We start from the raw sequence: 23,243 nt of genomic DNA on the forward strand, positions 1-23,243 counted from the left end.
TGGCGATCTGCTTCACGGGCATTAAGGGAATCTGATGATCGATGTGCATCGGCTGCGCATCCTGCGGGAGGTCTCCGAGCGGGGCAGTTTCGCGAAGGCGGCCGCGGTGCTGATGATGACGCCGTCCGCGGTGTCGCAGCAGATCGCGGCGTTGGAGCGGTCGTTGGGCCGGCCGGTGGTGGAGCGGAGTACGCGCGGGGTGCGGCTGACCGAGCCGGGGCGGGTGCTGGTGGAGGCGGCGGAATCGGTCGCGGCGGAGCTGGCGGCGGCGCAGGCCCGGATCGACCGGCTGGCGGAGGGCAGTCTGGGGCGGTTGGACGTGGCGACGTTCACGAGTGCCGGGCAGGCGCTGCTGCCGCCCGCGCTCATCGCGCTGACGGCGCGGCAGCCCGAGGTCGAGCCGACGGTGACCGAGGCCGAGCCCGCGGACGCGGCCGCGCTGGTCCGCGACGGCCGTGCGGACCTGGCGCTGGCCTACCACTTCGGCACGGTGCCGGCTTTCCCCGGGCTGGCGTGGACACCGCTGATGGACGAGCAGATGTGGCTGGTCCTCCCCCGCGGCCACCGTCTGGCGCACCGCCGGTCGCTGCCGATCACCGCGCTGACCGAGGAGCGCTGGATCGAGGGCTGCGGCGCGGCGGGCGAGCCGCTGGCCCGATCGTCGGCGATGGCCGGGTTCACGCCGCGGGTGGTGTGCACGAGCACGGACTACTTGTTCTCGCAGTCGCTGGTCGACGCCGGCATCGGTATCGCCCTCATCCCGCGGATCGCGCTGGCGACACACAAGCCGGGGCTGGCGTTCATCGCGCTCGACCAGCCGCGCCCTGTCCGGCACATCGGGGTGCTGACGGCGGAGCGCCGTTGGCCGCAGCCGCTCGTGACGGCGCTGCTGACGGCGCTGCGGGAGGCGGTGGCGGCGATCCCGGCGGATCCGCGGGACGAGTCGGCGGGGTAGCGCCGCCGCGGGTTCGCCCGGGAGCGGGCCCGGACGATCGGCGCGGTCAGGCCTGGAGGTACTGCAGCACGGCCATGACGCGCCGGTGGTCGTCGTCCGACGGCGGCAGGTCGAGCTTGGTGAAGATGCTGCCGATGTGCTTCTCCACCGCCCGGTCGGTGACCTTGAGGCTCTTGGCGATGGCCGCGTTCGACCGGCCTTCGGCCATCAGCCCCAGGACTTGGCGTTCCCGCGGGCTGAGGGTCTCCATGGGGGCGACGCGGCGTGCGGCGCCGAGCAGTTGGCCGACGACCTCGGGGTCGAGCGCGGTCCCGCCGGCCGCGACGCGGGTGAGTGCGTCGACGAAGTCGCGGACGTCGACGACGCGTTCCTTCAGCAGGTAGCCCACTCCGGCGGCGTTCTCGGCGAGCAGGCGGGACGCGTAGCGGGTCTCCACGTATTGCGAGAACACCAGGACACCGGTGCCGGGATGGGTGCGGCGCAGTTCGATCGCGGCGCGCAGGCCTTCGTCGGTGTGGGTGGGCGGCATCCGGATGTCGACCACGGCGACGTCCGGGCGGTGTTCGGCGACGGCGGCGAGCAGCCCGTCCGCGTCGGCGACCGCCGCCGGGACGTCGTGGCCGCGGTCGGTGAGGAGTTGGACGAGCCCGTCGCGCAGCACGGCGGCGTCCTCGGCGATCACGATGCGCATGGCGGGATCGTCTCAGCTTTCGGGGTCGTCGTGCTGCGCCGCGTTCGGACGTGGTGCCCTGTGCGGACGTGGTGCCGGGTCATGCCGGGCCGCGGAGCGGCAGGACGACGCGCACTTCGGTCGGACCGCCTTCGGGACTGCCCACGGTGAGGGTGCCGTCGACGGTGCGGACGCGTTCGACGAGCCCGGCGAGGCCGCCGCCGGTGCGCAGGAACGCGCCGCCGCGCCCGTCGTCGAACACCGTCACGATCAGCCGGTCGTCGCGGCGCACCACGTCGATGGCGATCCGCCGGGCGCCGGAGTAGCGCTGGGCGTTGGTGAGGAGTTCGGCGGTGCAGAAGTAGGCGATGGACTCCAGTGCGGCGGGCGGCCGCGGCTCGACGTCCACGTACAGGTCGATCGGGACGCGGCTGCCCGCGGTCAGCGTGGCGAGTGCCGCGTCGAGTCCGTCGTCGAGGACGGGCGGGTGGATGCCGCGGGCGAGGTCGCGGAGTTCCGCGATGGCGAGTTTGGCGCTGCCGAGGGCGGAGTCGACGTGGGTGCGGGCCTTGTCGACGTCGACGGGCTCATCGTCGTCGTCGAGGTTCTCCTGCGCTTGGCCGAGGTGCATGGCGAGGGCGACGATGCGGGCTTGGGCGCCGTCGTGCAGGTCCCGTTCGATGCGGCGCAGCCGGGCGGCGGAGTCGTCCACGGCGATGGCGCGGGACTCCTCGAGGTCCTGCATGCGGGCGGAGGTCTTGGTCGGGCCGAGCAGCGCGCGCATGAGCCAGACGTCGACGGACAGAATGCCGCGCAGCACCCACGGTGAGGCGACGACCATCGCCAGGCCGGCGAACGAGACGAGCACCGACTCGCCCCAGCCGTCGAAGTAGTGGTCGCCGAACGCGAAGGGCGTGTCGTGCGTGACGCCGTGCGAGTCGACCTGGGTGGGCCGGACGATCGGCGCCCAGATCAGGTTGGTCATGAGCATGCCGCCGAGCCCGGTCAGCGTCCACGCGGATGCCAGAGCCGCGAACGACACGGGCAGATGCGCGACGACGAACGCGATGCCGCGCCACGCTTCGGCGTTCCCGAACGCCGACCCGATCCAGCCGAGGAAGCCGGGCTTCGGCCGGAACGGCGCGGGCTTGGGGAGGTCCTTGCCGAGCAGCCCGCGCGCCAGGCCGCGGTGCAGCGCGCCGATCGGCCGCCCGAGCAGGATCACACCGCACAGGATCGGCACGCCGATGATCGTGATGGAGAGCAGCGTGCTGCCGAACAGCAGGGCGGCGAGGAGGAGCCCGCAGACGAGCGCGATCGGGAAGCCGATGAACCCGAAGAGGAGTTCGCCGAGCGACCGGCCCCGGAACGGCTCGCGCAGGATGCGGAGCGCGGTGCGCAGAGCGGGCCAGGGCGGGGCCGACGAGGTGTTGAGCGGCAGATCGGCCCAGCGCCGGGGCCGGGCGGGCTTACTGGGCAGAGCGGGCACAGTGGGCGGCGCGGGCGGCGGGGTGCTCGGCGGGCCGGGTCGGGCACCGGAACCGGCTTCGGGGCCGGCCGCCGCCGTCTCGGCCGATCCGTCCCCGGGCGGAACCGGCTGCGGCGGGCCCGCGCTGTCGAAGTCTGGTGCGTTGGACATGCGCCTATCGTTCCGGTCGCGGCGCCAGGGCCGACAGTGCGCGGGTACCCGGCGGGGAGGTGGTGCTGGCACTACCCGTGGGGGCGGCCGGCCCTCAGCTCAGGCGGCTGGGGGCGAGCAGCGCCGCCGTGCCCATGTCGACCAGGTTCACCACGAGTTCGTCGGCGGTGAAGACCGCGTCCGTGCCTTCGGTGCCCGCGGTCGCCGCCCAGTCCGCGAGTGTCGCGGCGACCATGTCGTTCCACACGGCGAGCCGTTCGATGCGCAGACGTTCCGGCAGGTGGTCGAGCCGGTCGGCGAGCCGGTCGTAGATCCACGGGAGTTCTTCGGGGGCGTCCTGGAAGAACGCGCCGTGGCGGCGGAAGCCGCCGCCGATCGTGCGCATGTGTCCGGCGATGCGCACGCAGTAGCGGCCGGACTCGGTGTGCATCTGGTCCGCGAGCGGCTGGACGAGTGCGGTGAGGAGTTCCGCGACCGTCGGTTCGGTGCCGTCGGCCTGCCGGGCGGTCATGGCGTCGACATAGCCGCGGCGCACCGGGCTCACCCGGGCGACGTGCCGCGCGAGCACCGCGCGCAGCAGGTCTTCGCGGGAGCCGAAGTGGTAGTGCAGGGCGGACTTGTTGGCCTGCCCGGCGAGCTTGTGGATGTCCACCAGGCTGGCCTGTTCGACGCCTTGTTCGGCGAAGACCTGCTCAGCCGCGGCGATCAGGCGCTCCCTGGTGGTCGATCCGTCCCGTGGCATACCGGAACTCTAGTCGGCGCTATTCCGCAGCCGTACCTGGCGGCGGCCCGGCCTGCGGGGCGGCCGCCGTTTCGAGGCGCAGCATCGCGGCCTCGTCCGGGGTGCCGGGCGGGGCGTTGTAGACGACGAGGCGGGTGCCGCTCGCGCCGGCGAGCTGCATGACCTCGAAGGACAGCGTCATCTCGCCGACCTTGGGGTGCCGGAACGACTTGGTGCCGCCGCGCCGTTCGTGGACTTCGTAGCGCTCCCAGATGCGGGCGAAGTCGGGTGATTTGAGGAGGAGTTCGCCGACGAGTGCGGTGAGTTCCGGGGAGTCCTGGTCGGCGCCGCCGATGGCGCGCAGGTGGGCCACGGACGCGGCGACGGTCTCTTCCCACGGGTGGTAGAGCACGCGGCCGACCGGGTGCAGGAACAGGTAGCGGGTCATGTTGCGCTGCTCGGGCGGCAGGTCCCACAGGCCGGGCAGCAGGCGGCGGCCGGGCGGGTTGGCGGCGAGCAGGTAGCTGTACCGGTTGACGACGTACGCCGGGAGCGGCCGCAGCGCCTCGAGGATCCGCAGGACCGAGTCACCGGGACCGGCACCGCCCGCGGCGGTGCCGGCGGGCGTCTCGGAGGTGCGTCCGGACGCCAGGTCGGCGAGTTCGTGGAGCCGCGACCGGGCGTCGCCGCACAGGCCCAGGGCCCGGGATATCGCGTCGACGACCGCGGGCGACGGGTTCGTTTCGCGGCCGCGTTCGAGGCGCGTGTAGTAGTCGACGCTGACGCCCGCGAGAGTGGCGAGTTCCTCGCGGCGGAGTCCGGGCGTGCGGCGGATGCCCGCGCCCGCGGGCAGGCCGACGTCTTCGGGTCGGACGAGGGCCCGCCGGGCCCGCAGGTATTTGCCGAGTTCGGTGCCTGGTGCCATCGGATCAGTGTCGCAGTCCCGGCGCGCCGCCGGGCGGGCCGTGGGGGGCTGTGGCACACCCAGGAACGCGGCACCGGGGCACAACGCGGCCTCCCGCGCCCGCGCGTACCGCGCAAGAGTAGGGGCCATCGCGGGCGGCCCGGCCGCCGGATCCCAGGGGGTGCACGGCACCGGGCCGCGGATCCGTCGGACGGAGCCGCCCGCGTACCGGCGGCCGCCGCCGGGCCGCCGTCCCTGTCTTCTGTCGCACGCTCGGGAGTCCTGCCATGCCTTCGATGTCCTCTTCGATGTCCGCTTCAATGTCCACTGCGTCGGCTTCTGTGTCCGCTCCCGCCACCGCGGAGTCCCGGGCCGGGTCCGGCGGCGCCGTGGCCGGGAACGACGGCCGCGATCGGGTCGCCTATGCCCCGAGCCGGGCACCAGGATCTCCGCCCGGCCCGGGTTTCGCGCTGATCGCCGCGCTGCTCGGGTTCACGGTGATCTCCGTGGACGTGTCGGCCGTGAACATCGCGCTGCCGTCGATCCGTTCGTCGCTGCACAGCGGGATGACCGGGCTGCAGTGGGTGGTCGACGCGTACACGCTCATGCTGGCCGCGCTGATGCTGTCGGCGGGCGCGCTGGCGGACCGGGCGGGCGCGCGGCGGGCGTACGGCTGGGGTGTCGCCCTGTTCACCGCGGCGTCGCTGGCGTGCGCGGCCGCACCGGGCATCGGCACGCTGATCGGGGCCCGGGTGGCGCAGGGCGCGGCGGCGGCGATCGTCGTCCCGGCGTCGCTGGCGCTGATCCGGCAGACGTACGAGGAGCCGCGGCGGCGGGCCCGCGCGATCGCGCTGTGGACGGTCGGCGGTTCGCTGGCGATGGGCGCGGGCCCGGTGCTGGGCGGGCTGCTGTCCGAGGGCCCGGGGTGGCGTGCCGTGTTCCTGATCAATCTGCCGATCGGTGCGGTGATCCTGGCGCTGCTGACCCGGGTGCCGCGGTCGCCGCGCCGTCCGGCACCGCTGGACATGTGGGGTCAGGCGACGGCCGTGGTGGCGCTCGCGGGGCTGGCGTTCGCGGTGATCGAGGGCGGGCACGCCGGGTGGACGACGCTGCCGGTGCTGGGTTCGGCTCTCGTGGCGGTGGCCGGCGCGGTGGGGTTCGCGGTGGCGGAGCGGCGGCAGCGGGCGCCGATGGTGCCGCTCGGGATGCTGCGCGACCGGTTCGTCGCGGTGCCGCTGATGCTCGGCTTCGCGATCAACGCGGCGTTCTACGGCGGGATCTTCCTGCTCGGCCTGTACTACCAGGAGCTGCGCGGCATGTCGGGGGTGCAGGCAGGCCTGATGTTCGCACCGATGGCGGCGGTGATCAGCGGGACGAACCTGATGTCGCCGCGGCTCGCGGAGCGGTTCGGGCGGCGGCCGGTCATCGTCGTGGGCCAGCTGATCATGGCGGGGGCGATGCTCGCGATGCTGCCGTTGGCCGCGGACACCCCGGTGTGGCTGGTGCTGGTGCTGCTGATCCCGCTCGGGATCGGGGGTGCGCTGTCGGTGCCGGCGTTCACCGCGCAGCTGATGGACGCGGTACCCGGCGAACGCGTCGGGACGGCGTCGGGCCTGCTGAACGCCCTGCGGCAGACCGGCGGGGCGCTGGCCGTGGCCGCGTTCGGCGCGCTGGCCACCGGGGACGGCGAAACCGGGTTCTCGTTGTCGGGCATGCACGTGAGCGTCGCGGCTGAGGCCGTGGTGCTGGTGGTGACGGCGGCCGCGGCGTGGGTGCTGCTGCCGAGCGGTCGCCGGGACTAGCCGACCCGGCCGACCCGGCGGCCGGGTCGGCCGGGTCGGCCGGGTCGGCACGGTCGGCTAGCGGTTTCGGCGGCGGCCCTGGCCGAGGCGGAGCAGCAGGAGCGTGGTGTCGTCCGTGCCGGACGCGTCGGCGATGAGGGTCTCGGCCAGTTCGTCGAGCGGCGGATCGGCCGTGCCGGCCCGGGAGAGGCGGTCGGCGAGGCCGGCGAGGCTGCGGTCGGGGTCGACGCCGGGCCGGTCGGTGAGGCCGTCGGTGTAGAGGCAGATGATGGCGCCGGGCGGGACGGTGAGGGCTGCGCGCGGGTAGTCGGCGGCGGCGTCCACGCCCAGCAGGATGCCGCCCGGCACGTCCAGCGCCTCGACGGTGCCGTCGCGGTGCCGGAGCAGCGGGGCGGGGTGCCCGGCCCGGGACACCAGGACGCGCCGCTTGTCGAGGGCGACGTGCAGGTAGGCGGCGCTGGCGAGCAGGTCGGTGTCCAGGTCGGTCAGCAGCCGGTTGGTGCGGGCGAGGACGCGGCGCGGGTCGGCGCCCGCGGTGGCGTGGGCGCGGATGGCGGTGCGGACCTGGCCCATGAGCGCCGCCGCGGTGGCGTCGTGGCCTTGGATGTCGCCGATGACGGCGGCGGCGCGGTGCCGGTCGAGGCGAATGAGGTCGTAGAAGTCGCCGCCGACGGACAGGTGGGCCGCGGCCGGCCGGTAGCGGGCGGCGACTTCGAGGCCGCGCAGGCGGGGCAGGCTGTGCGGGAGCAGGGCGCGCTGCAGGTCGCGGGCGATGCCGTGCGTGGCGTCGTGGTGGCGGGCGCGGAACAGGGCCTGGCTGATGAGGGCGCCGAGGGCGAGGAGCGAGGCGCGTTCCTCGGCGGTGAACCGGTGCGGGCGGTCGAACGACAGCAGGCAGGCGCCGATGCGCTGGCTCGGGACCGCCATCGGCAGGATCGCCCACGCTTCGCCTTGGCTCAGGTGGCGGTAGTCGGGGTAGAGCCGGTCCATTTCCTCGCGGGTGCCGGCGAACAGCGGGAGTCCGCTCATGATGGCTTTCGCCCCGGGATGCCCTTGGTCTATGCGGATCCCGTCGAGCAACCGGAGCGTCCCCGGCGGGTGTCCGTGGGTGCCGACGATCTCCAGCCGCCCCGCTTCGTCGACGGCGAACAGCGCCACCCGCGAGGCGCCGATCATCGGCAGGAGTTCGTGGGCGACGAGCCGGACGACGTCGTGGACGCTGGTCGCGGAGGTGAGCGCCGCGGCGAGATGCAGCTCGTGGTAGATCCCTTCGAGGCGGGACTGCGGGTCCTCGGCGGGCTCCGGCACGGTGGTCGGCGGCGCGGTGCCGGACGCGGGGTCGGGAGGCGGCGCGGTCTCGGTGATGCGGACGGTGATGCCGGACGCGTCGGGATACAGGTCGAACACCAGCCGGGTGGCGGGCGGGCGCATGGCCTCGAAGGTGCCGGTCTCCTGGCTCATCGCCGCGGCCCGGTAGCGCTCCTGGTAGATCGGGCGGTCGAGCCAGGGGATCACGTCCCACAGGCGCGCGCCGAGGAGCGTGTCGGCGGGGGTCTCCAGGAGCCGGGCGGCGGCCGGGGTGACCAGGGCGATCGAGCCGTCGACGGCCAGGGCGCAGAGCCCTTCGGGGAGGCGGGCGGCGGCGGTGTCGCCGCCGGGGGGCGCGCCGGGCCAGGACAGTGCTTCGGGGCCGGGGCGGACGGGGCGTCCCGCGGCGGCGGCGTCGGCGAGCAGGCGGCCGAGCGCGTCGGCGGCCGCCCAGAGCCGGGCGCGCTCGGCACGGGTGAGATGCGGCGGGTGGAAGCCGGACCAGTTGACGAACATCGCGCCGAGAACCTCGGGCCCGTCGAGCAGCGGCACGGACGCCGAGGCGAAGTGGTAGGGCAGAGTGAGCGCGGCGAGCGGGTAGCGGCGGGCCATTTCCTCGGCGCCGTCGATCCACACGAGGTCGTGTTCGCGGATGGCGTCGGTGACCGCGGTCGGCGCATCCACCGGAAGGCTGCGCCACGGCCCGGCGAACTGCGGGGGCAGCCCGGAGAACGCGGTGAGCAGCAGCGACGTGCCGGGCTCGTCGAGCAGGTACACGCCGCCGCCGTAGGCCCCCAGACGGCTCAGCACCCCGCCGAGGCAGAGGCCGACCCGGCCCAGGTCCGGGTCGAACGCGGCATCGACGGCATCGGCCGGGTCGGCGATGCCGACAGCGTCGGCGCTGTCGACCGGATCGCCGGAGCCTCGCTTCCCGGGGGACACGGGTCGCATGGACACCACCAAATGGGAGATTTATGGGCAATTCTTCCACTCGCGGGGGTGCCCGGCACAGTGCGCACGCCCGGCGCGGCAGATTCCCCCCGATAGGACCTGCCCGACCGCCGTCCGCACGCCGCCTTCACGTCACCCGCGCACCGGGCCACCCGTGCAGTCGGCCGTGTGCCGAGCGTCACCTGACAGACCGTCAGATTCTGTGTCCTCGATCATTGCCCGCCGCCGCCATGATCAATACGGTCGCCCTCCGGGAGCCGCGCCGGCCCCAGCACCACCCCTTTGCACGACTCCCGGAGCACGCGTGGAAGACCAGCGGACGACCCGACTCGACGCCGTACCCGACCGGAGCGGCGCCGCACCCGGCCCCGCCGGTCCGGCCGCCGACGCCGGCGGGCTGCGCACCCGGCTGATCGTCCCGGTCCTCGCCTTCGGCGGCATCCTCATGGCGGTCATGCAGACCGTGGTCGTGCCGATGCTGCCCGAACTGCCCGCGCAGACCGGCAGCTCCCGGTCCACGGTCAGCTGGATGCTCACGGCGACGCTGCTGACCGGCGCCGTGCTCAACCCGGTGCTCGGCCGGGCGGGCGACATGTACGGCAAACGCCCCGTGCTGATCGGGTCGCTGGCCGCGATGACCGTCGGGTCGGCGCTGTGCGCGGTGACGTCCGACATCCGCATCCTGATCGCGGCCCGCGCCTTGCAGGGCAGCGCGGCGGCGGTCGTGCCGCTCGCCACCAGCATCCTGCGGGACGTCCTGCCGTCCCGCCGGATCGGTTCCGCGGTCGCGCTGATGAGCAGCACCGTCGGCATCGGCGCCGCACTGGGACTGCCGCTGGCCTCGGTGGTCGTGGAGCGCGCCGACTGGCATGTGCTGTTCTGGGTGACCACCGGGCTCGGGCTGCTGGGGGTCGCGGCGTCGTGGTGGGTGGTTCCGGCGTCGCCGGTACGGTCGCCGGGCCGCTTCGACGTCCTCGGCGCGGTGCTGCTCGCGACCGGCCTGGTGGGGATCCTGCTGGCGCTGTCCAAAGGCGCGGACTGGGGGTGGACATCCCCGCTGGTGCTCGGGCTGTCCGTCGGCGGCCTACTGGTGCTCGTGGTGTGGGGATGGCAGCAACTGCGGTGCCGGGTGCCGCTGGTGGACGTGCGGCTCGCGGCCCGGCGCACCGTCCTGCTGCCGCACATCGCCGCGCTGCTGACCGGGTTCGCGTTCTACGCCAACTGGCTGTCCACGGCGCAGCTCGTGCAGGCCCCGGAGGGCACCGGGTACGGCCTCGGCGCGTCCGCCGTCGTGGCGAGTCTCTGCCTGGTGCCGGGCGGCCTGACGATGGTCGTCCTGTCCCCCGTGTCGGCCCGCATCTCGGCGGCCCGCGGGGCGCGCTGGACGCTGGTCCTCGGCACGCTGGTCATCTCCGGCGCCTACGTCGTGCGGATCTTCACCAGCGACCACCTCCTGACCATCACCCTGGGCGCCACGATGTGCTCGGTCGGCACCGGGCTGGTCTATTCGGCGCTGCCGACGCTCATCCTCGACGCCGTCCCGCCGGAGCAGACCGCGGCGGCGACCGGCCTCAACGTCCTCATGCGGACGATCGGCCAGTCGCTGTGCAGCACTGCCGTCGCGGCCGTGCTCACCCAGGTCACGATGGACTACGACGGCACCGCGATGCCGACCTTGCACGCCTACCAGATCGCGTTCGCCCTGGCCTCCGCCGCGGCCCTCGGCGCGGCGCTGGTCACGCTGGGTCTCCCCCGCCCACCGCGCCGGACGCTCGCAGCGCGGTGATCTCGGGCGCGGTGTAGCCGAGTTCCGCGAGCACCGCGTCGGTGTGCGCGCCGAGCGCGGGAATCGGGCCCATCGGCGGCTCCCAGCCGTCGACGACGGGCGGCGGGAGCAGCGCGGGGATCGGCCCGCCGGGCGAGTCGACGGTGCGCCACCGGTCGCGGGCGGCCAGGTGGGGGTGGGCGACGACGTCGCCGGGGGTGTTGTAGCGGGAGTTGCCGATCCCGACGGCATCGGCGCCGCGCTGCACGTCGGCCATCGCCTGCCCGGCGCACCACGCGGCGATCGCCTCGTCGAGGACGGCGCGGTGCGCGACGCGGCCGGGGTTGTCCCGGTACCGCGGGTCGTCGGCGAGGTCCGGGCGGTCGATCAGCTCGCGGGCGAGGCGCTGCCACTCGCGGTCGTTGGTGGTGCCGAGGACGACGGTGTGTCCGTCGGCGGTGCGGTAGGCGCCGTACGGGGCCACGGCGGGCGAGCCCATGCCGACGGGCTCTTGGTCGATGCCGGAATGCCGGGTGTAGTTGAGCGCGTAGCCCATCATCTCGGTCATCGTGTCGAACATGCTGACCGAGACCGCGGCCCCGGACTGCCGTCCCCGGCCGGCGCCGACGAGCGACGCCATGATCGACAGCGCCGCGTACAGCCCCGTGCAGGCGTCCGCCATCGGCGGCCCCGGCTTCGCGGGCGCGCCCGCCACTCCGGTGATGGCGCAGGCCCCGGACTCGGCCTGCACGAGCAGGTCGTAGGCCCGCTTGCCGGACAGCGGGCCGCCGCTGCCGTAGCCGTCGATCTCGACGGCGATCAGGCCGGGGTGGCGGGCGGCGAGGTCGTCCCGCGCGATGCCCAGCTTGGCCGTGGCTCCGGGCGCGAGGTTGGACACCAGCACGTCGGCCCGCTCCAGCAGCCGGTGCAGGACGGCCGACCCACCGGGGTCCTTGACGTCCAGGGCCACGGACTCCTTGCCCCGGTTGAGCCAGACGAAATGCGCGGCCTGGCCGTGCACGACGTCGTCGTAGTACCGGGCGAAGTCGCCGCCGCGCGGGTGCTCGATCTTGACGACGCGGGCGCCGAAATCCCCCAGCGTGCGCGTGCACAAGGGTGCGGATACGGCTTGCTCCAGGGCGACGACGGTGATGCCCGCGAGGGGGCCGCAGCCGTCGGGGGGTATGTCCACGGGTCACTCCTTGGGTGGGAAGAGCCGTTGTCCGCCTACGAATGTTTCCCAGACGACGTCCGCGCACAGCACGTCGAGTGCGTCGCGCAGCGGCACCCGCAGCAGCACGAGATCCGCCGCCGCGCCGACCCGGACTCGGCGCAGCCGGCCGGGGAACGCGGGGTCGCCCAGGAAAAGGCCGAGCGCGGCACGCGGGTCGACGCGTTCCCCGTCGGGGCGGTGGACCGCGGCGTGCACGACCCGCCACGGATCGGAGGTGCCGTAAGGGGCGTCCGTGCCCGCGGCCACCGGGATTCCGGCGTCGGCCAGCGACCGGAGCCGGTACAAATGCGGCCGGTCGTCCGGGTCGACGTCGGTGGCGTACTCGCGGCCGCGTTCCACGGGGAAGTGCGGCTGCGTCACGACGGTCACGCCGAGCCGCCCGAGCCACGGCAGCGTTTCCTCGGGCAGGACGGAACCGTGCTCGATGCGGTCTCCGGGCACCGGCCCGGCGGCTTCCAAGGCGAGCAGCGTCACGAGGACTTGCGCGCGGGTGACGCAGTGCACGGCCACCGGGGCCGGTCGCACGGCCGCGAACCGCGCGGCCAGTTCGTCGGGCCCGGGCAGCGTCGCGTCGTCGAGCAGGAACTTGACCGGCCCGTCGACGCCCATCACGACGACCCGCTGCGGCAACGGCGCGAGCAGCGCCGAGAGTCCGGGCGCGGGATGCGGATCGGCGTTGGTGAACCCGGTGACCCCGCGGGCCGCGGCGGCGCGGCCGACCGCGGGGAGGTCGAGCGACGTGGGCGGGGCGAGGTCGCGGAGGCGGGCATCCTGGCGCCAGAAGCGGCCGTCGGCGAGGGTGGGCGAGTGCGACGTGGGGGCGGTCGACATGGCGAGGCCGGCCACGGGCGGGCCCACAGCCCCGGCGGGGCTTGCCGGGTTCGGGGCTTCCGCGGGGTTCAGCGCGTCCGCGATGACACCTGCCGCGCCCCCGGCGCCCGGACCCGTCGCGGCCGGGTCGCCCGCACCCGGCCCGAGCAGTCCCGCCGCCCGCAGCGCCGCCGAGTTCCACACCCACAGCGCCCCCGTGCGGTGCTGGACGCGCACCGGCCGGTCCGGCACCAGCGCGTCGAGGCGCCATCGGTCGAGTTCGCCCGCGACGCTCTCGTGGTAGCCGGTGGCCCGGACCCACTCCCCCGGCGCGCCCTGCCGCAGCGCCGCGGCGAATGCGTCGGCGTCCCGGACGTCGCCGGGCCCGACCGGGACCGAGGCCGCTTCGGCGGCCGTCGCCGCGAGGTGGATGTGGTGGTCGTGGAGCCCGGGGATCAAGGCACCGCCGCGGCCGTCGACGTCGACGGGGCCGTCGAGCCGGGTGCCGATCTCGACGATGCGGCCTTCGGCCAGGCGCACGTCGACGATGCGGCCGTCGACTTCGACGTGGGCGATCAGCATGGCGGGAGTAGTACGCCGGAGTTGTGCGGGGCCTCTGCGGTCCTCTCGTCGTCCGCGCCGCGACGGTCGGCCCGATCGCCCCGGGAGCCGGCCCCCGTCGCCCTCCTGGCAACCGCCGCCCCCGCCGAGCACCTCGCCACCTCGGCCGCGCACCCCGCCATCGCCACCGCGACGAGTTCCCCGCCTCCCGCCGCCACGGAACGCGCCGCGCCGAGGGCCGCATAGATGCCCGTCACCGGATCGGCGATCGCGTCGCCGACGAACACCGGGCCGCCGTCGGCGTCGTGTCCCAGCAGCCCGCCCGCGACCGCCGCGTCGTCGCCGAAGGCGATCCGGTCGTCGTCGCGGCCATAGCCGGTGATGCTCACCCAGACCCGTCCCGGGCGCGCGGCCAGGAACTCCTCGGCGTGGATGCCCAGGCGGCGCAGGGCCCGGGGGCGGGACGCCTCGACGACGAGGTCGGCGCCCGCGACGGTGTCCGCGAGTGCGCCGGATCCGAAGTCGATCACGCGGTGGCCGTGGCCGTCGTGCAGCCAGGCGTGGAATTCGGGAGAACCGAGCCGCGCCCCGTCCGGCCGTGTCGTGCTCTCGACCGTGGTTACCCGCGCGCCCGCGAGCCGGAGCAGCCGGGCGCACAGGGGCCCTGCCCACAGCGCGGAGAGGTCGACGACGCGCAGGCCTTGCAGCGAAGTGGGGCCGGCCGGACCGTGCCGGTCGACGCGCAGCGGCTCCCGGCCGCGTTCGGCGCCCGGCACCGCGGCCGCCATGCCGAGCAGGTGGGCGGCGTCGGCGATTTCCTGGGCCGGTGCCCGCCGCGCGGCCTCGCGCAGCAGCGGCAGCGGGTCGTCGGCGGACTCCGGCTCCACGCCGAGCAGGGCCAGCAGCGCCGGGACCGCGGTGACGTCGTCGGTGCGCGCGAGGTTGACCGCGGCCCAGCCGTCGGCGCAGGCCAGCACGTGGCAGGAACCGTTGGCGGACGTGCGTCCGGGGAGGCGGTAGCCGGCCAGGGCGGCGCGCCGGAAGAGCGCGTCCTCGACGTCGACGGGTACTCCCGTCAGACCGGTGAACGCCTGCCCGGCCCGGACGAGCGGCCCGAGAGCGGGCCCGACCGACGCCGCCCAACGCCCGAGTGCGGGACGGTCCATGCGCGGCATGCTATGCCAGGCCGCGCGAGCGTGGGGTTACAGATCCGCGGGCCACTCGTACGTGCTCGGCACGTCGACGTGCTGGTCGGCGGGGCCGTACACGATGGTGATGACGTCGTGTGCCTTCAGCTCGTATGCGGCGGGGTTGCCGGTCTGCTCCTGGCCGTTGACGTACCAGTGCAGGGCGTTGCCGTTGGTCGCGGTGAGGCTGCCGATGTGCTGGGCGTCGAGCGACACGTCCCACTCGGTCATGAACTGGCCGAGGGTGAAGGTGGCCGGGACCGGCGATTCGACGTGGATGACGCCGCTGGTGTCGTGCGTGTGCAGCGGGCTCAGGCGCTGCGAGGCCTGGTCGATGCCGATCTCCGCGGGGACCGCGACGGGGTTGCCGTTCACGATCACGTTGAGCTTGGCGTGGATGTGCTCGACGGTGCCCTCCGCGCCGAGCATCGGCAGATCGGCGGCCGCGGCGTGCGCGACGGGGTGGTCGGGCGCGTCCCACGGCGGCGCGGTCTCGCGGCCGACGGCGGTGCGCGCGGGCTGGCTCGGTATCTGCTTGGCCCCCGTGTTCTCGGCCTGCCCGTAGTCCGCGGTCACCACAGCGACCGTCAACCCGACGATGAGCGCGGCTAGGCCCAGCACGATCGCGCCGATGCGGATCGTCCGGCGGCGCCGGTCCGCACGCTTGGCCTGCTTCCGCGCGGCGGCGCTCTTCGCCCGCCTGCGTTCGGCCTTGTGGTCGTGCTCGGCCACGACGCCGCCCTTCTGGAGAGTCCGGTGGATACGCTGAACGAGAAGTTCAAACTTGCACAACCACCGGACTTGCGGCCTTTACTCCAGAATGCTGCTTTTGTGGGGTGGGTCACGCCCGCCCGAGAACCTCAGTCGACACCGGTCACCGTGGTCAGCAGCACCGCCGCGTCCTCGAGCGCCGCCAGCCCGTGCCGCTCCTGCGGAATCGCGCGCAGTTCCCCGGCGGACAGCTCGTAGCCGCCGTCCGTGGCGACCAGCCGCACGCGCCCGGACAGCACCTGCAGCGTCGCCGCCGCGGGCGGATTGTGCTCGTCCAGCTCTTGCCCCGCGGTCAACGCGATCAGGGTCTGCCGCAGCGGACCTTCGTGCACCAGCAGATGCGCGCTGCGCCCGTGCTCCGACGCCGCGGCCTTGTCCAAGTGCTCCTGCACCAACGCGCCAAGCCCGACCATCCCGACCTCCCGAACCCGACAGCCTTCAACTGACCTGCCCGGGTACCCCGGCATGCCGGGCGTCATGCCGGGCAATCCCGATGTCACAGATCCCGGCGCCGCCTCGTCCCGTTTCCACGACGCGGCGCTCCGCCGCGGATTCCCGGCCGTGGCCTATCGTGTGCCGGCCGGGCGGGCGAGAGGAGCGGGTGTGGATCGGACCGAGGAATTCGAGGACCTGCGGCCGCTGCTGTTCTCGATCGCGTACCGGATTCTCGGGAGCGTGACGGAGGCCGAGGACGCGGTGCAGGAGACGTGGCTGCGGTACGCGACCTCGGAGACGGTGCCCACGTCGACGAAGGCGTTCCTGTCCGCGGTGGTCACCCGGATCTCGATCGACGTGCTGCGGTCCGCGCGCGTGCGGCGGGAGGCCTACGTCGGACCCTGGTTCCCCGAGCCGCTGCTGGACGACCCGTACGAGAACCCGGAGCGCGCCGCCGAACTCGCCGACTCGCTCTCCACCGCCGCCCTGCTGCTCCTGGAACGCCTGTCGCCGTTGGAACGCGCCGTCTTCGTGCTGCGCGAGGTGTTCGCCTTCGGCTTCCCGGACATCGCCAATGCCGTCGGACGTTCGGAGGCCGCGTGCCGTCAGCTCGCGGTCCGCGCCCGCCGGCACATGGACGACGGCCGGCCCCGCTTCGAGGCCGACCGGAAGGAGCGCGACGAGCTGGCCGAGCGGTTCTTCGACGCGTTCCGCGAGGGCGACGTCGACGCGCTGCGCGAGCTGCTGGCCGGCGACGTCATGATCCTCGGCGACAGCGGCGGCAAGGCACCGCAGTGGGGCGGGGGCATCCACGGCCAAGCCAACGTCAGCCGGACGCTGGTCGCGCTCGGCGACGCGCTGCGCCGGATCGGCGGGATCCTGGAGCCGCATGCGGTCAACGGCGGCTCCGGCGCGATCTTCCGCGACCGCGACGGCAAGGTGGTCACCACCTGGACGCTGGACATCGCGGACGGCCGGGTCCAGGGCATCCGCGCCGTGCTCAACCCCGACAAGCTCCGCCACGTCGGCCCGGTCGCGGACACGTGGGCCCTGGTGCGCGAGGCGAACGAGGCGCGCCGCCGGGCCGAGTGACGCCGAAGGGAGACCTGCGGGGGAGCTGCGATCCCCCGCAGGTCACTCGTCGCGGGCCGGCTCGCCCGCGCTCTCCCGGGCCCCGTCCGGGTCGGCGCCCTTGTCCGCGTCCGCGTTCTCGTCCGCCCCGCAGTACGGGCACGGCCCCTCCCCCTGGGCACCCTCGCGGATCTTGCCGCACTCCGGGCACACCAGGGACAGCCAGCAGACCGGGTCCCCGCCCATGTCCTCGACGTCGCGCATCCCCCGATTGTCCCGCAGCCGACCGCGGAAGCCGGCGCGCGGGACGGCCTAGACGGCGACCCGCTCCGGCTCGGCGGCCCGCGGCCCCGGAATCGCGATCGGCTCCGCGGTCCGCGCCCCCGCCCGCGTCGCCCCCACACCCGCGAACACCACGCACAGCACCCCGAACACCGCCGCCGGTCCCGGCACCTGGTGCAGCACCAGGAACCCGATGACGACGGACATCGCGGGTTCCAGGCTCATCAGCACGCCGAAGGACGTCGCGGTCAGCCGGCGCAGCGCCTGGAGCTCCAGGCTGAACGGCAGCACCGGGTGCAGCACGGCCAAGGCCAGGCCGATGCCCAGCAGCTGCCACGTCAGGTTGCCGCCCTCGGCCGGCAGCGCAATGGGGGTGGTCGCGAGCGCGGCGACCGGCAGCGAGATGGCGAGGCCCTTGAGCCCGGTCACCTTGTCCCCGACGTGCTGGGTCAGCAGGATGTAGCCGGCCCAGCCGAGCGCCGCGCCGAGGGCGTAGGCGACACCGACCAGGTCGACGCCTCCGTGCCACGGCTCGGTGAGCAGCAGCACGCCGATCGCCGCGGGCAGCGCCCACAGGCGTGCCCGCCCGCGCGCCGCCACCAGCGCGATGCCGAGCGGGCCGAGGAACTCCAGGGCGCTCGCGGTGCCGATGGGCAGCCGGGCGGCGGAGCTGAGGAAGAACATCATCATCGCGGCGGTGACCACGCCGAGCAGCGCGCACGCCAGCAGGTCGCGGCGTGTGAAGTCGGACGGCCGCGGCCGGACCACGACGAGCAGGATCGCGCCGGCGCAGACGAGGCGCAGCCACGCCATCCCGAGCGGCCCGATCTGGTCGAACATCCGTACGGCGATCGCCAGTCCCAGCTGGACGCCGAGCATCGCCACAACCGCCATCATCGCGCCGCTCTCCGCGGGTCCCCACGGGAGATGGCGGGTGGGCGCCACGTGATCGTTCGAGGTCATGCCCGCCAGTAGAACGCCGGTCCACCGTTCGCGTCCACGTGCCATTTGTTGATGATCCGTTCGATGATCGTGAACAATTGACGCCATGGAGACACGGCGCCTGGAGATGCTGTCGGAGCTGGCCCGGCTGGGGTCGATGCGGGCGGTGGCGGACGTCCTTCACACGACGACGTCGACGGTGTCCCAGCAGCTCGCGGTGCTGTCGCGGGAGATGGGCGCGACGCTGTTCGAGCCGGACGGGCGCCGGGTCCGGCTGACGCCGTACGGCCGCCGGCTCGCGGAGCACGCGGTCGTCATCCTCGCCGCGGTGGAGGCCGCCCGCCGCGACCTGGGCCCGGGGGCCGAGCCGAACGGGACCGTGCGGGTGGCGGGGTTCCAGTCCGCGATCAGCACGTACCTGCTCCCGGTGGTCCGCGAACTGGCCGTCGAGCATCCGCGTGTACACGTCCTGATCCGCGAGCACGAGCCGGTGGAGGCGCTCGATCTGCTGGCCACCGACGCCGTGGACCTGGCGTTGACGTACGACTACAACCTCGCCCCCGCCGCCCCCGACCCCGCAGTCGCCACCACCCGCCTGTGGGAGGCCGAATGGAGCCTGGGCGTTCCGGCGTCCGCGGACCCGGGACCCGCGGCGCCGCCGGCCGCGAGCCCCGAGGTCTTCGCCCGCTTCGCCGGCGCGGACTGGATCGTCAACTCCCGCAACACCGCGGACGAGGAAGTCCTCGGCACCATCGCCGCGTTGGCCGACTTCACCCCGCGCATCACGCACCGCGCGGACAGCCTCGACCTGGTCGAGGAGATGATCACCGCGGGTCTCGGCGTGGGCTTGCTCCGCACCCGCCGCCCGACCGGCCCCGGCGTCCGCCTCCTCCCCCTGACCGCGCCGCGCGTCACGATGCGCGCCTACGCGACCACCCTCCTCGGCCGGCGCGACTGGCCGCCGCTGGCGCTGGTCATCAGCCGGCTCACCGACGCGATCGCCAGGTTCGGCTGAGTCGAGGACGCCCACGGACACGCGGCCGCCCTCGCCGCTGCCGCGTGTCCCTACAGCGCCCCCTCCGGGATCTCCCCCACCAGATCCACCGCCCCCAACGGGAACTCGACCGGCTCTCCGTCCAACCGCTGCTCCGTCCAGATCGTCTTCCCCGTCCGCCGGTACCGGCTCCCCCACCGCGACGTCAGCTGCGCCACCAGGAAGAGCCCGCGGCCGCCTTCGTCGGTCGCCTGGGCGCGGCGTTGGCGGGGCTGGCTGTTGCTGGGGTCGGAGACCTCGCAGATGAGGACTTCGTCGCGGATGAGGCGGAGGCCGATGGGGGCGCCGCCGTAGCGGATGGCGTTGGTGACGAGTTCGCTGACCACGAGTTCGGTGGTGAAGGCGAGGTCGTCCAGGCCCCACGCGTCGAGTTGGTGCAGGGTGAGTTCGCGGGCGCGGGCGACGACGGACGGGTCGGCGGGCAGGTCCCATTCGGCGACCGCCGACCGCGGCACCGGGTGCGTCCGGACGAGGAGCAGCGCGACGTCGTCGCCGCGCGGCGGTTCGAGGCGGGCGAGGACCGCGGGGCCGATGGCGTCGAGCGGGGCCTCGCGGTACTCGTCGAGCACGGCGGCGAGCGCTTCCATGCCGTCGTTCACATCCGCGCCGTGCCGGGCGACCACGCCGTCGGTGTAGAACGCGAGCAACGTGCCGGGCGGCACGTCGATTTCGGCTTCCTCGAAGGGCAGTGCGCCGACGCCGAGCGGCGGACTGGGCGCGAGCACGGCGAACTCGGGCGGGCGTCCGGGCCGCAGGACGACCGGCGGGGGGTGTCCGGCACTGGCCATGACACAGGTGTGCCGGATGGGGTCGTGGACGGCGTACAGCACGGTGGTGCCGTAGGCGTCGACGTCGATGTCCGGGTCGGCCGGTTCGCCCGCGGTCCACCGGGCCTGCATCAAGTCGTTGAGGTGGGCGAGGAGTTCGCCGGGTTCGGGGTCGAGGTCGGCCATGGTCTGGACGGCGGTGCGCAGGCGTCCCATGGCGACGGTGGCGCCGAGGCCGTGGCCGACGACGTCGCCGACGGCGAAGGCGGTGCGGAGCGAGGACAGCGGGAGGACGTCGTACCAGTCGCCGCCGACGCCCGCTTCGCCTTCCGCGGGGACGTAGGTGCCCGCGGTTTCCAGGACCGACGTGTGGGTGGCGCCGGACGGCAGCAGGCTGCGTTGCAGGGCGACGGCGGTGCGGTGTTCGCGGGCGAAGCGGCGGGCGTTGTCGAGGGCGAGGGCGCCGCGCGAGGCGATCTGGGCGAACAGTTCGGCGTCGTCGTCGTCGAATCCGCCGGGCGTGGTGAGGCGCCACGCGGCGAGGATGCCGAGGGAGCGGCCGCGGCCGAGCATCGGCGCGGACAGGAGCGCGTGGGCGCCCGCGGGTACCAGGCGGGCGATGGCGTCGTCGGGGGCGTCGGTGCTCAGGGCCATCCGCAGTGCCCCGCGGAGTTCCGCCATGTCGGACATCGCGACGACGGGGCGGCTCGCCATCGGGGTGAGCCGCTGGGGTCCCGACATGTCGGGGAGCGGTTCGCCCGGGCGGGTGAATCCGGGCGGGATGCGCCCGTCGCGGGTCGCGATGGCGATACGGCGGAGGTGGCGTGCGGCCTGTTCTTGCGGCGGCGGTTCGTCGGCGTTGAGGACGACTTCGGGGACGTCGACGGTGATCAGGTCGGCGAACGCGGGCACCAGGCTGTCGGCCAGGCGTTCGGCGATTTCCCCGAGGTCGAGGGAGGCGCCGATGCTCAGGGCGGCGGCGCGGGCGAGCCGGGCGCGGCGCTCGCTGCGGGCTTCCACGTCCTCCGGGCGGGCCCGCGCGACGGGCATCTCGTCGGCGACGGGGCCGTCGGACCCGGCGAGCTGCACGAGCCAGAACGTGCCGCCGCCTTCGTGGTCGAGCGGACGGGCGTGGTACCGGAAACTCCCGGATTCCCCGGACGCGAGCGAGAACACCGCGGTCCCGGAGCGGGGCTCCGTCGGCATCGCGGAGTACCGGGCGAACTCCGCGATGCCGAGGCTTCGCCCGAGCAGCCACGCGGCGTCGTGGGTGGCGCACAGCACGGTGCCGTGCTGGTCGAGCACGACCGCCGTACCGGCGCGCAGACCGAGGGACCCGTCGCGGGCCCGGAAGGGTTCCGCGGCGCCGTCGGGCGCGCCGTGCGCCGCCGCGCCGTCCTCGGACGCGGCCGATCCGGCAGTGGGGCCCATTCCACGACCTGCCATCTCCCCGAGATGGTGACGATTGCTGGCAATTATTCCGCGTTGCCGCACGTGAAGCCTGCGAAGGGGGCCGATCGGGGAGGCCGTCGGCGGCGGGCGGGCCGGGTCCCGGACCCGGCTAGGGTCGTCGCGTGGACAACGTACGAGACCCTCGCGAGCCCGACTCCGCCCGGCCCGGTGCGGACGCGGCCCCCGACGGCGGCGCCTTCGCCGGGGCGGGCGAGGGCACGGGGGCGGGGGCGCCGCCGACCAAGGGCGAGCAGACGCGGGCGCTGATCCTGGAGACGGCGATGCGGCTGTTCCGGGAGCGCGGCTACGACAAGACCACGATGCGCGCGATCGCCGCCGAGGCCGGGATCTCGGTCGGCAACGCCTACTACTACTTCGCGGGCAAGGAACACCTGATCCAGGGCCTGTACGACCAGGTCACGAACGACCACTTGCGGCGGGCCCGCGCGGCGCTGCCGCGGCACCGCGAGTTCGCGGGGCGGCTGCGGGTGGCGTGGGACGCGTGGCTGGACGCGGCGGAGCCGTACCACGGCTTCGCGGTGCAGTTCTTCCGCAATGCCGCCGATCCGGACAGTCCGCTGTCGCCGTTCTCCGCCGAGTCGTATCCGGCGCGGCAGCAGGTGGTGGCGCTGTACCGGGAGGTGGTGACCGGGTCGTCGATGAAGTTCGACGCGGAGATGACGGAGCTGCTGCCGGAATTGCTGTGGCTGCACCAGATGGGGATCGTGCTGTTCTGGGTGTACGACCGCTCTCCGGGCAGCGCCAAGACCCGGGAGCTGGTGCGGCGGACGACGCCGCTGGTGGCACGGACGATGGCGCTGTCCCGCTACAAGCTCATCCGGCCGCTGGTGCGGGACGCCGAGAAACTGGTGCGCGATTTCATCGTCCCGGAGAGCCTGGCAGCGCGGCCCGGGCCGGGGCCGGCCGGGGACTGACGGCGTCCGAGGCTTGAATCGTCGACCCGGTCCGGATACGGATAGCTGCGGCAGACAGCCCCGTATCCCCTGGGAGGCCCCCGATGCTCTCCGGCGAGAAGATCCTGGTCACCGGCCCGGCCGGACAGATCGCGTTCCCGCTCACCGAGTACCTCGCGCGCGACAACGAGGTGTGGGGCATAGCCCGCTTCGGCAATCCCGGGGAACGGAAGCGGGTGGACGCGCTCGGGGTCACGACACGGCAGGTGGATCTTGCGGCCGGCGAGTTCGGCGACCTGCCGGACGATTTCACGTACGTGCTCCACTTGGCCGCGTACATCGCCGTCGGCGACGACTACGACGAGGCGCTGCGCGTCAACGCCGAAGGCACCGGCCTGCTGTTGCAGCACTGCCGCAAGGCGAAGGCGGCGCTGGTCATGTCGACCGCGTCGGTGCTCAAGCCGCACGAGGACCCGCACCACGTGTACGGGGAGGACGCCGCGCTCGGCGACGCCCACAACTTCGCCGCCACCTACTCGTTCTCGAAGATCGCCGGGGAGGCCGTCGCCCGGTACTGCGCGCGGGCGTTCGACCTGCCGGTGACGATCGCGCGGATGAACGCCTCGTACGGCAGCTACGGCAACGGCGGCCTGCCCGGCCTGCACCTCGCGGCGCTGCGTGCGGGCGGCCCGGTCGTGACCCGCTGGGACCCGTGCATGTACAGCCCGATCCACCAGGACGACATCAACACGCAGACCGAAGCGCTGCTCGCCGCCGCGTCCACACCGGCCACGATCGTCAACTGGGGCGGCGACGAGCCGGTCAGCGTGCAGGAGTGGGCGGCCTACATGGGCGAACTGACCGGTCTCGACGCCGTGGTCGACGTCAAGCCGCAGCCGGGCACGCTGCGCGGCCAGGTGCTGGACACCACGCGCCGCCGCTCGTTCACCGGGCCGTGCGCCGTGGACTGGCGCACCGGGATCCGGCGCGTGGTGGAGGAGACCGCCTGACCGTAGCCGCCGCGGCGGATGCCGTGCCGGTCCGTGCG

Annotated in this window: 20 protein-coding genes; 7 read left to right on the forward strand and 13 right to left on the reverse strand. The window is 74.1% G+C overall.

Features of this window, described 5'->3' with window-relative positions; genetic code table 11:
* Window positions 1-34 precede the first annotated feature (34 nt).
* Window positions 35-955, forward strand: a complete 921-nt coding sequence (locus ABEA93_RS18185; protein WP_345676636.1) for a LysR family transcriptional regulator — start codon at window positions 35-37, stop codon at window positions 953-955.
* Between the two features lie 46 nt (window positions 956-1,001).
* Here ABEA93_RS18185 and ABEA93_RS18190 read toward each other — a convergent pair whose 3' ends face one another.
* The 4 genes from ABEA93_RS18190 to ABEA93_RS18205 form a co-directional block, all read right to left on the reverse strand.
* A complete protein-coding gene (locus tag ABEA93_RS18190) occupies window positions 1,002-1,646 on the reverse strand; it encodes a response regulator (protein ID WP_345676637.1) in 645 nt (214 codons plus the stop codon).
* A 79-nt stretch (window positions 1,647-1,725) separates the two neighbouring features.
* Window positions 1,726-3,264 (reverse strand): sensor histidine kinase, encoded by a 1,539-nt coding sequence (locus ABEA93_RS18195; protein ID WP_345676638.1) that lies wholly within the window; start codon window positions 3,262-3,264, stop codon window positions 1,726-1,728.
* A 94-nt stretch (window positions 3,265-3,358) separates the two neighbouring features.
* Window positions 3,359-4,006: a TetR/AcrR family transcriptional regulator gene (locus ABEA93_RS18200; protein ID WP_345676639.1), complete on the reverse strand. Its 648-nt coding sequence runs from the start codon at window positions 4,004-4,006 to the stop codon at window positions 3,359-3,361.
* A gap of 19 nt (window positions 4,007-4,025) precedes the next feature.
* Complete coding sequence (locus tag ABEA93_RS18205; protein ID WP_345676640.1) at window positions 4,026-4,910, reverse strand: helix-turn-helix domain-containing protein; 885 nt, start codon at window positions 4,908-4,910, stop codon at window positions 4,026-4,028.
* A gap of 266 nt (window positions 4,911-5,176) precedes the next feature.
* On the opposite strand from ABEA93_RS18205, the gene ABEA93_RS18210 reads away from it, so the two are divergent.
* Complete coding sequence (locus ABEA93_RS18210) at window positions 5,177-6,691, forward strand: MFS transporter (protein ID WP_425584983.1); 1,515 nt, start codon at window positions 5,177-5,179, stop codon at window positions 6,689-6,691.
* 57 nt (window positions 6,692-6,748) lie between these two features.
* Here ABEA93_RS18210 and ABEA93_RS18215 read toward each other — a convergent pair whose 3' ends face one another.
* Window positions 6,749-8,950, reverse strand: a complete 2,202-nt coding sequence (locus ABEA93_RS18215) for a SpoIIE family protein phosphatase (protein WP_345676774.1) — start codon at window positions 8,948-8,950, stop codon at window positions 6,749-6,751.
* Window positions 8,951-9,254: 304 nt separating this feature from the next.
* Between ABEA93_RS18215 and ABEA93_RS18220 the strand changes: the two genes are divergently transcribed.
* Entirely contained in the window at window positions 9,255-10,736 is a 1,482-nt protein-coding gene (locus tag ABEA93_RS18220) for an MFS transporter (protein ID WP_425584984.1), read from the forward strand.
* Here the strand turns inward: ABEA93_RS18220 and ABEA93_RS18225 are convergent.
* From ABEA93_RS18225 to ABEA93_RS18245, 5 genes are all read right to left on the reverse strand, one after another.
* Entirely contained in the window at window positions 10,687-11,907 is a 1,221-nt protein-coding gene (locus ABEA93_RS18225) for a CaiB/BaiF CoA transferase family protein (protein WP_345676642.1), read from the reverse strand. The two genes, ABEA93_RS18220 and ABEA93_RS18225, sit on opposite strands and share 50 nt — an antisense overlap.
* Before the next feature lie 3 nt (window positions 11,908-11,910).
* Entirely contained in the window at window positions 11,911-13,341 is a 1,431-nt protein-coding gene (locus ABEA93_RS18230; protein ID WP_345676643.1) for an amidohydrolase family protein, read from the reverse strand.
* On the reverse strand, window positions 13,335-14,486 hold the full coding sequence (locus ABEA93_RS18235) for a CoA transferase (RefSeq protein ID WP_345676644.1): 1,152 nt from the start codon (window positions 14,484-14,486) through the stop codon (window positions 13,335-13,337). The genes ABEA93_RS18230 and ABEA93_RS18235 overlap by 7 nt, the downstream gene beginning before the upstream one ends.
* A 36-nt stretch (window positions 14,487-14,522) precedes the next feature.
* Entirely contained in the window at window positions 14,523-15,239 is a 717-nt protein-coding gene (locus ABEA93_RS18240) for a hypothetical protein (protein WP_345676645.1), read from the reverse strand.
* Between the two features lie 128 nt (window positions 15,240-15,367).
* Window positions 15,368-15,691 (reverse strand): cupin domain-containing protein, encoded by a 324-nt coding sequence (locus ABEA93_RS18245; protein WP_345676646.1) that lies wholly within the window; start codon window positions 15,689-15,691, stop codon window positions 15,368-15,370.
* Between the two features lie 190 nt (window positions 15,692-15,881).
* Here ABEA93_RS18245 and ABEA93_RS18250 point away from each other — a divergent pair, with 190 nt between their 5' ends.
* On the forward strand, window positions 15,882-16,805 hold the full coding sequence (locus ABEA93_RS18250) for an RNA polymerase sigma-70 factor (RefSeq protein WP_345676647.1): 924 nt from the start codon (window positions 15,882-15,884) through the stop codon (window positions 16,803-16,805).
* Window positions 16,806-16,847: 42 nt separating this feature from the next.
* Here ABEA93_RS18250 and ABEA93_RS18255 read toward each other — a convergent pair whose 3' ends face one another.
* Both ABEA93_RS18255 and ABEA93_RS18260 read right to left on the reverse strand, forming a co-directional pair.
* Window positions 16,848-17,048, reverse strand: coding sequence for a hypothetical protein (locus tag ABEA93_RS18255; RefSeq protein ID WP_345676648.1), 201 nt, complete (start codon window positions 17,046-17,048; stop codon window positions 16,848-16,850).
* 48 nt (window positions 17,049-17,096) lie between these two features.
* Window positions 17,097-18,029 carry an EamA family transporter gene (locus ABEA93_RS18260; RefSeq protein WP_345676649.1) on the reverse strand — a complete coding sequence of 311 codons (933 nt, stop codon included), beginning with the start codon at window positions 18,027-18,029 and terminating at the stop codon, window positions 17,097-17,099.
* Window positions 18,030-18,114: 85 nt separating this feature from the next.
* On the opposite strand from ABEA93_RS18260, the gene ABEA93_RS18265 reads away from it, so the two are divergent.
* A complete protein-coding gene (locus tag ABEA93_RS18265) occupies window positions 18,115-19,023 on the forward strand; it encodes a LysR family transcriptional regulator (RefSeq protein WP_345676650.1) in 909 nt (302 codons plus the stop codon).
* A 50-nt stretch (window positions 19,024-19,073) separates the two neighbouring features.
* Here ABEA93_RS18265 and ABEA93_RS18270 read toward each other — a convergent pair whose 3' ends face one another.
* Window positions 19,074-21,275, reverse strand: coding sequence for an ATP-binding SpoIIE family protein phosphatase (locus tag ABEA93_RS18270; RefSeq protein WP_345676651.1), 2,202 nt, complete (start codon window positions 21,273-21,275; stop codon window positions 19,074-19,076).
* Window positions 21,276-21,403: 128 nt separating this feature from the next.
* On the opposite strand from ABEA93_RS18270, the gene ABEA93_RS18275 reads away from it, so the two are divergent.
* Window positions 21,404-22,216: a TetR/AcrR family transcriptional regulator gene (locus tag ABEA93_RS18275; RefSeq protein ID WP_345676652.1), complete on the forward strand. Its 813-nt coding sequence runs from the start codon at window positions 21,404-21,406 to the stop codon at window positions 22,214-22,216.
* Between the two features lie 83 nt (window positions 22,217-22,299).
* Window positions 22,300-23,205, forward strand: coding sequence for an NAD-dependent epimerase/dehydratase family protein (locus tag ABEA93_RS18280; RefSeq protein ID WP_345676653.1), 906 nt, complete (start codon window positions 22,300-22,302; stop codon window positions 23,203-23,205).
* Window positions 23,206-23,243 lie beyond the last annotated feature (38 nt).

This window comes from Yinghuangia aomiensis, from assembly GCF_039542225.1.
Lineage (GTDB): Bacteria > Actinomycetota > Actinomycetes > Streptomycetales > Streptomycetaceae > Yinghuangia > Yinghuangia aomiensis.

What these genes read in the sequence shown, in the direction of transcription:
- ABEA93_RS18185 (WP_345676636.1), top strand. Translation starts at nt 35, where the DNA reads ATGATCGATGTGCATCGGCTGCGCATCCTGCGGGAGGTCTCCGAGCGG.
- ABEA93_RS18190 (WP_345676637.1), bottom strand. Translation starts at nt 1,646, where the DNA reads ATGCGCATCGTGATCGCCGAGGACGCCGCCGTGCTGCGCGACGGGCTC.
- ABEA93_RS18195 (WP_345676638.1), bottom strand. Translation starts at nt 3,264, where the DNA reads ATGTCCAACGCACCAGACTTCGACAGCGCGGGCCCGCCGCAGCCGGTT.
- ABEA93_RS18200 (WP_345676639.1), bottom strand. Translation starts at nt 4,006, where the DNA reads ATGCCACGGGACGGATCGACCACCAGGGAGCGCCTGATCGCCGCGGCT.
- ABEA93_RS18205 (WP_345676640.1), bottom strand. Translation starts at nt 4,910, where the DNA reads ATGGCACCAGGCACCGAACTCGGCAAATACCTGCGGGCCCGGCGGGCC.
- ABEA93_RS18210 (WP_425584983.1), top strand. Translation starts at nt 5,177, where the DNA reads ATGCCTTCGATGTCCTCTTCGATGTCCGCTTCAATGTCCACTGCGTCG.
- ABEA93_RS18215 (WP_345676774.1), bottom strand. Translation starts at nt 8,950, where the DNA reads ATGCGACCCGTGTCCCCCGGGAAGCGAGGCTCCGGCGATCCGGTCGAC.
- ABEA93_RS18230 (WP_345676643.1), bottom strand. Translation starts at nt 13,341, where the DNA reads ATGCTGATCGCCCACGTCGAAGTCGACGGCCGCATCGTCGACGTGCGC.
- ABEA93_RS18235 (WP_345676644.1), bottom strand. Translation starts at nt 14,486, where the DNA reads ATGGACCGTCCCGCACTCGGGCGTTGGGCGGCGTCGGTCGGGCCCGCT.
- ABEA93_RS18245 (WP_345676646.1), bottom strand. Translation starts at nt 15,691, where the DNA reads ATGGTCGGGCTTGGCGCGTTGGTGCAGGAGCACTTGGACAAGGCCGCG.
- ABEA93_RS18255 (WP_345676648.1), bottom strand. Translation starts at nt 17,048, where the DNA reads ATGCGCGACGTCGAGGACATGGGCGGGGACCCGGTCTGCTGGCTGTCC.
- ABEA93_RS18260 (WP_345676649.1), bottom strand. Translation starts at nt 18,029, where the DNA reads ATGACCTCGAACGATCACGTGGCGCCCACCCGCCATCTCCCGTGGGGA.
- ABEA93_RS18265 (WP_345676650.1), top strand. Translation starts at nt 18,115, where the DNA reads ATGGAGACACGGCGCCTGGAGATGCTGTCGGAGCTGGCCCGGCTGGGG.
- ABEA93_RS18270 (WP_345676651.1), bottom strand. Translation starts at nt 21,275, where the DNA reads ATGGCAGGTCGTGGAATGGGCCCCACTGCCGGATCGGCCGCGTCCGAG.
- ABEA93_RS18280 (WP_345676653.1), top strand. Translation starts at nt 22,300, where the DNA reads ATGCTCTCCGGCGAGAAGATCCTGGTCACCGGCCCGGCCGGACAGATC.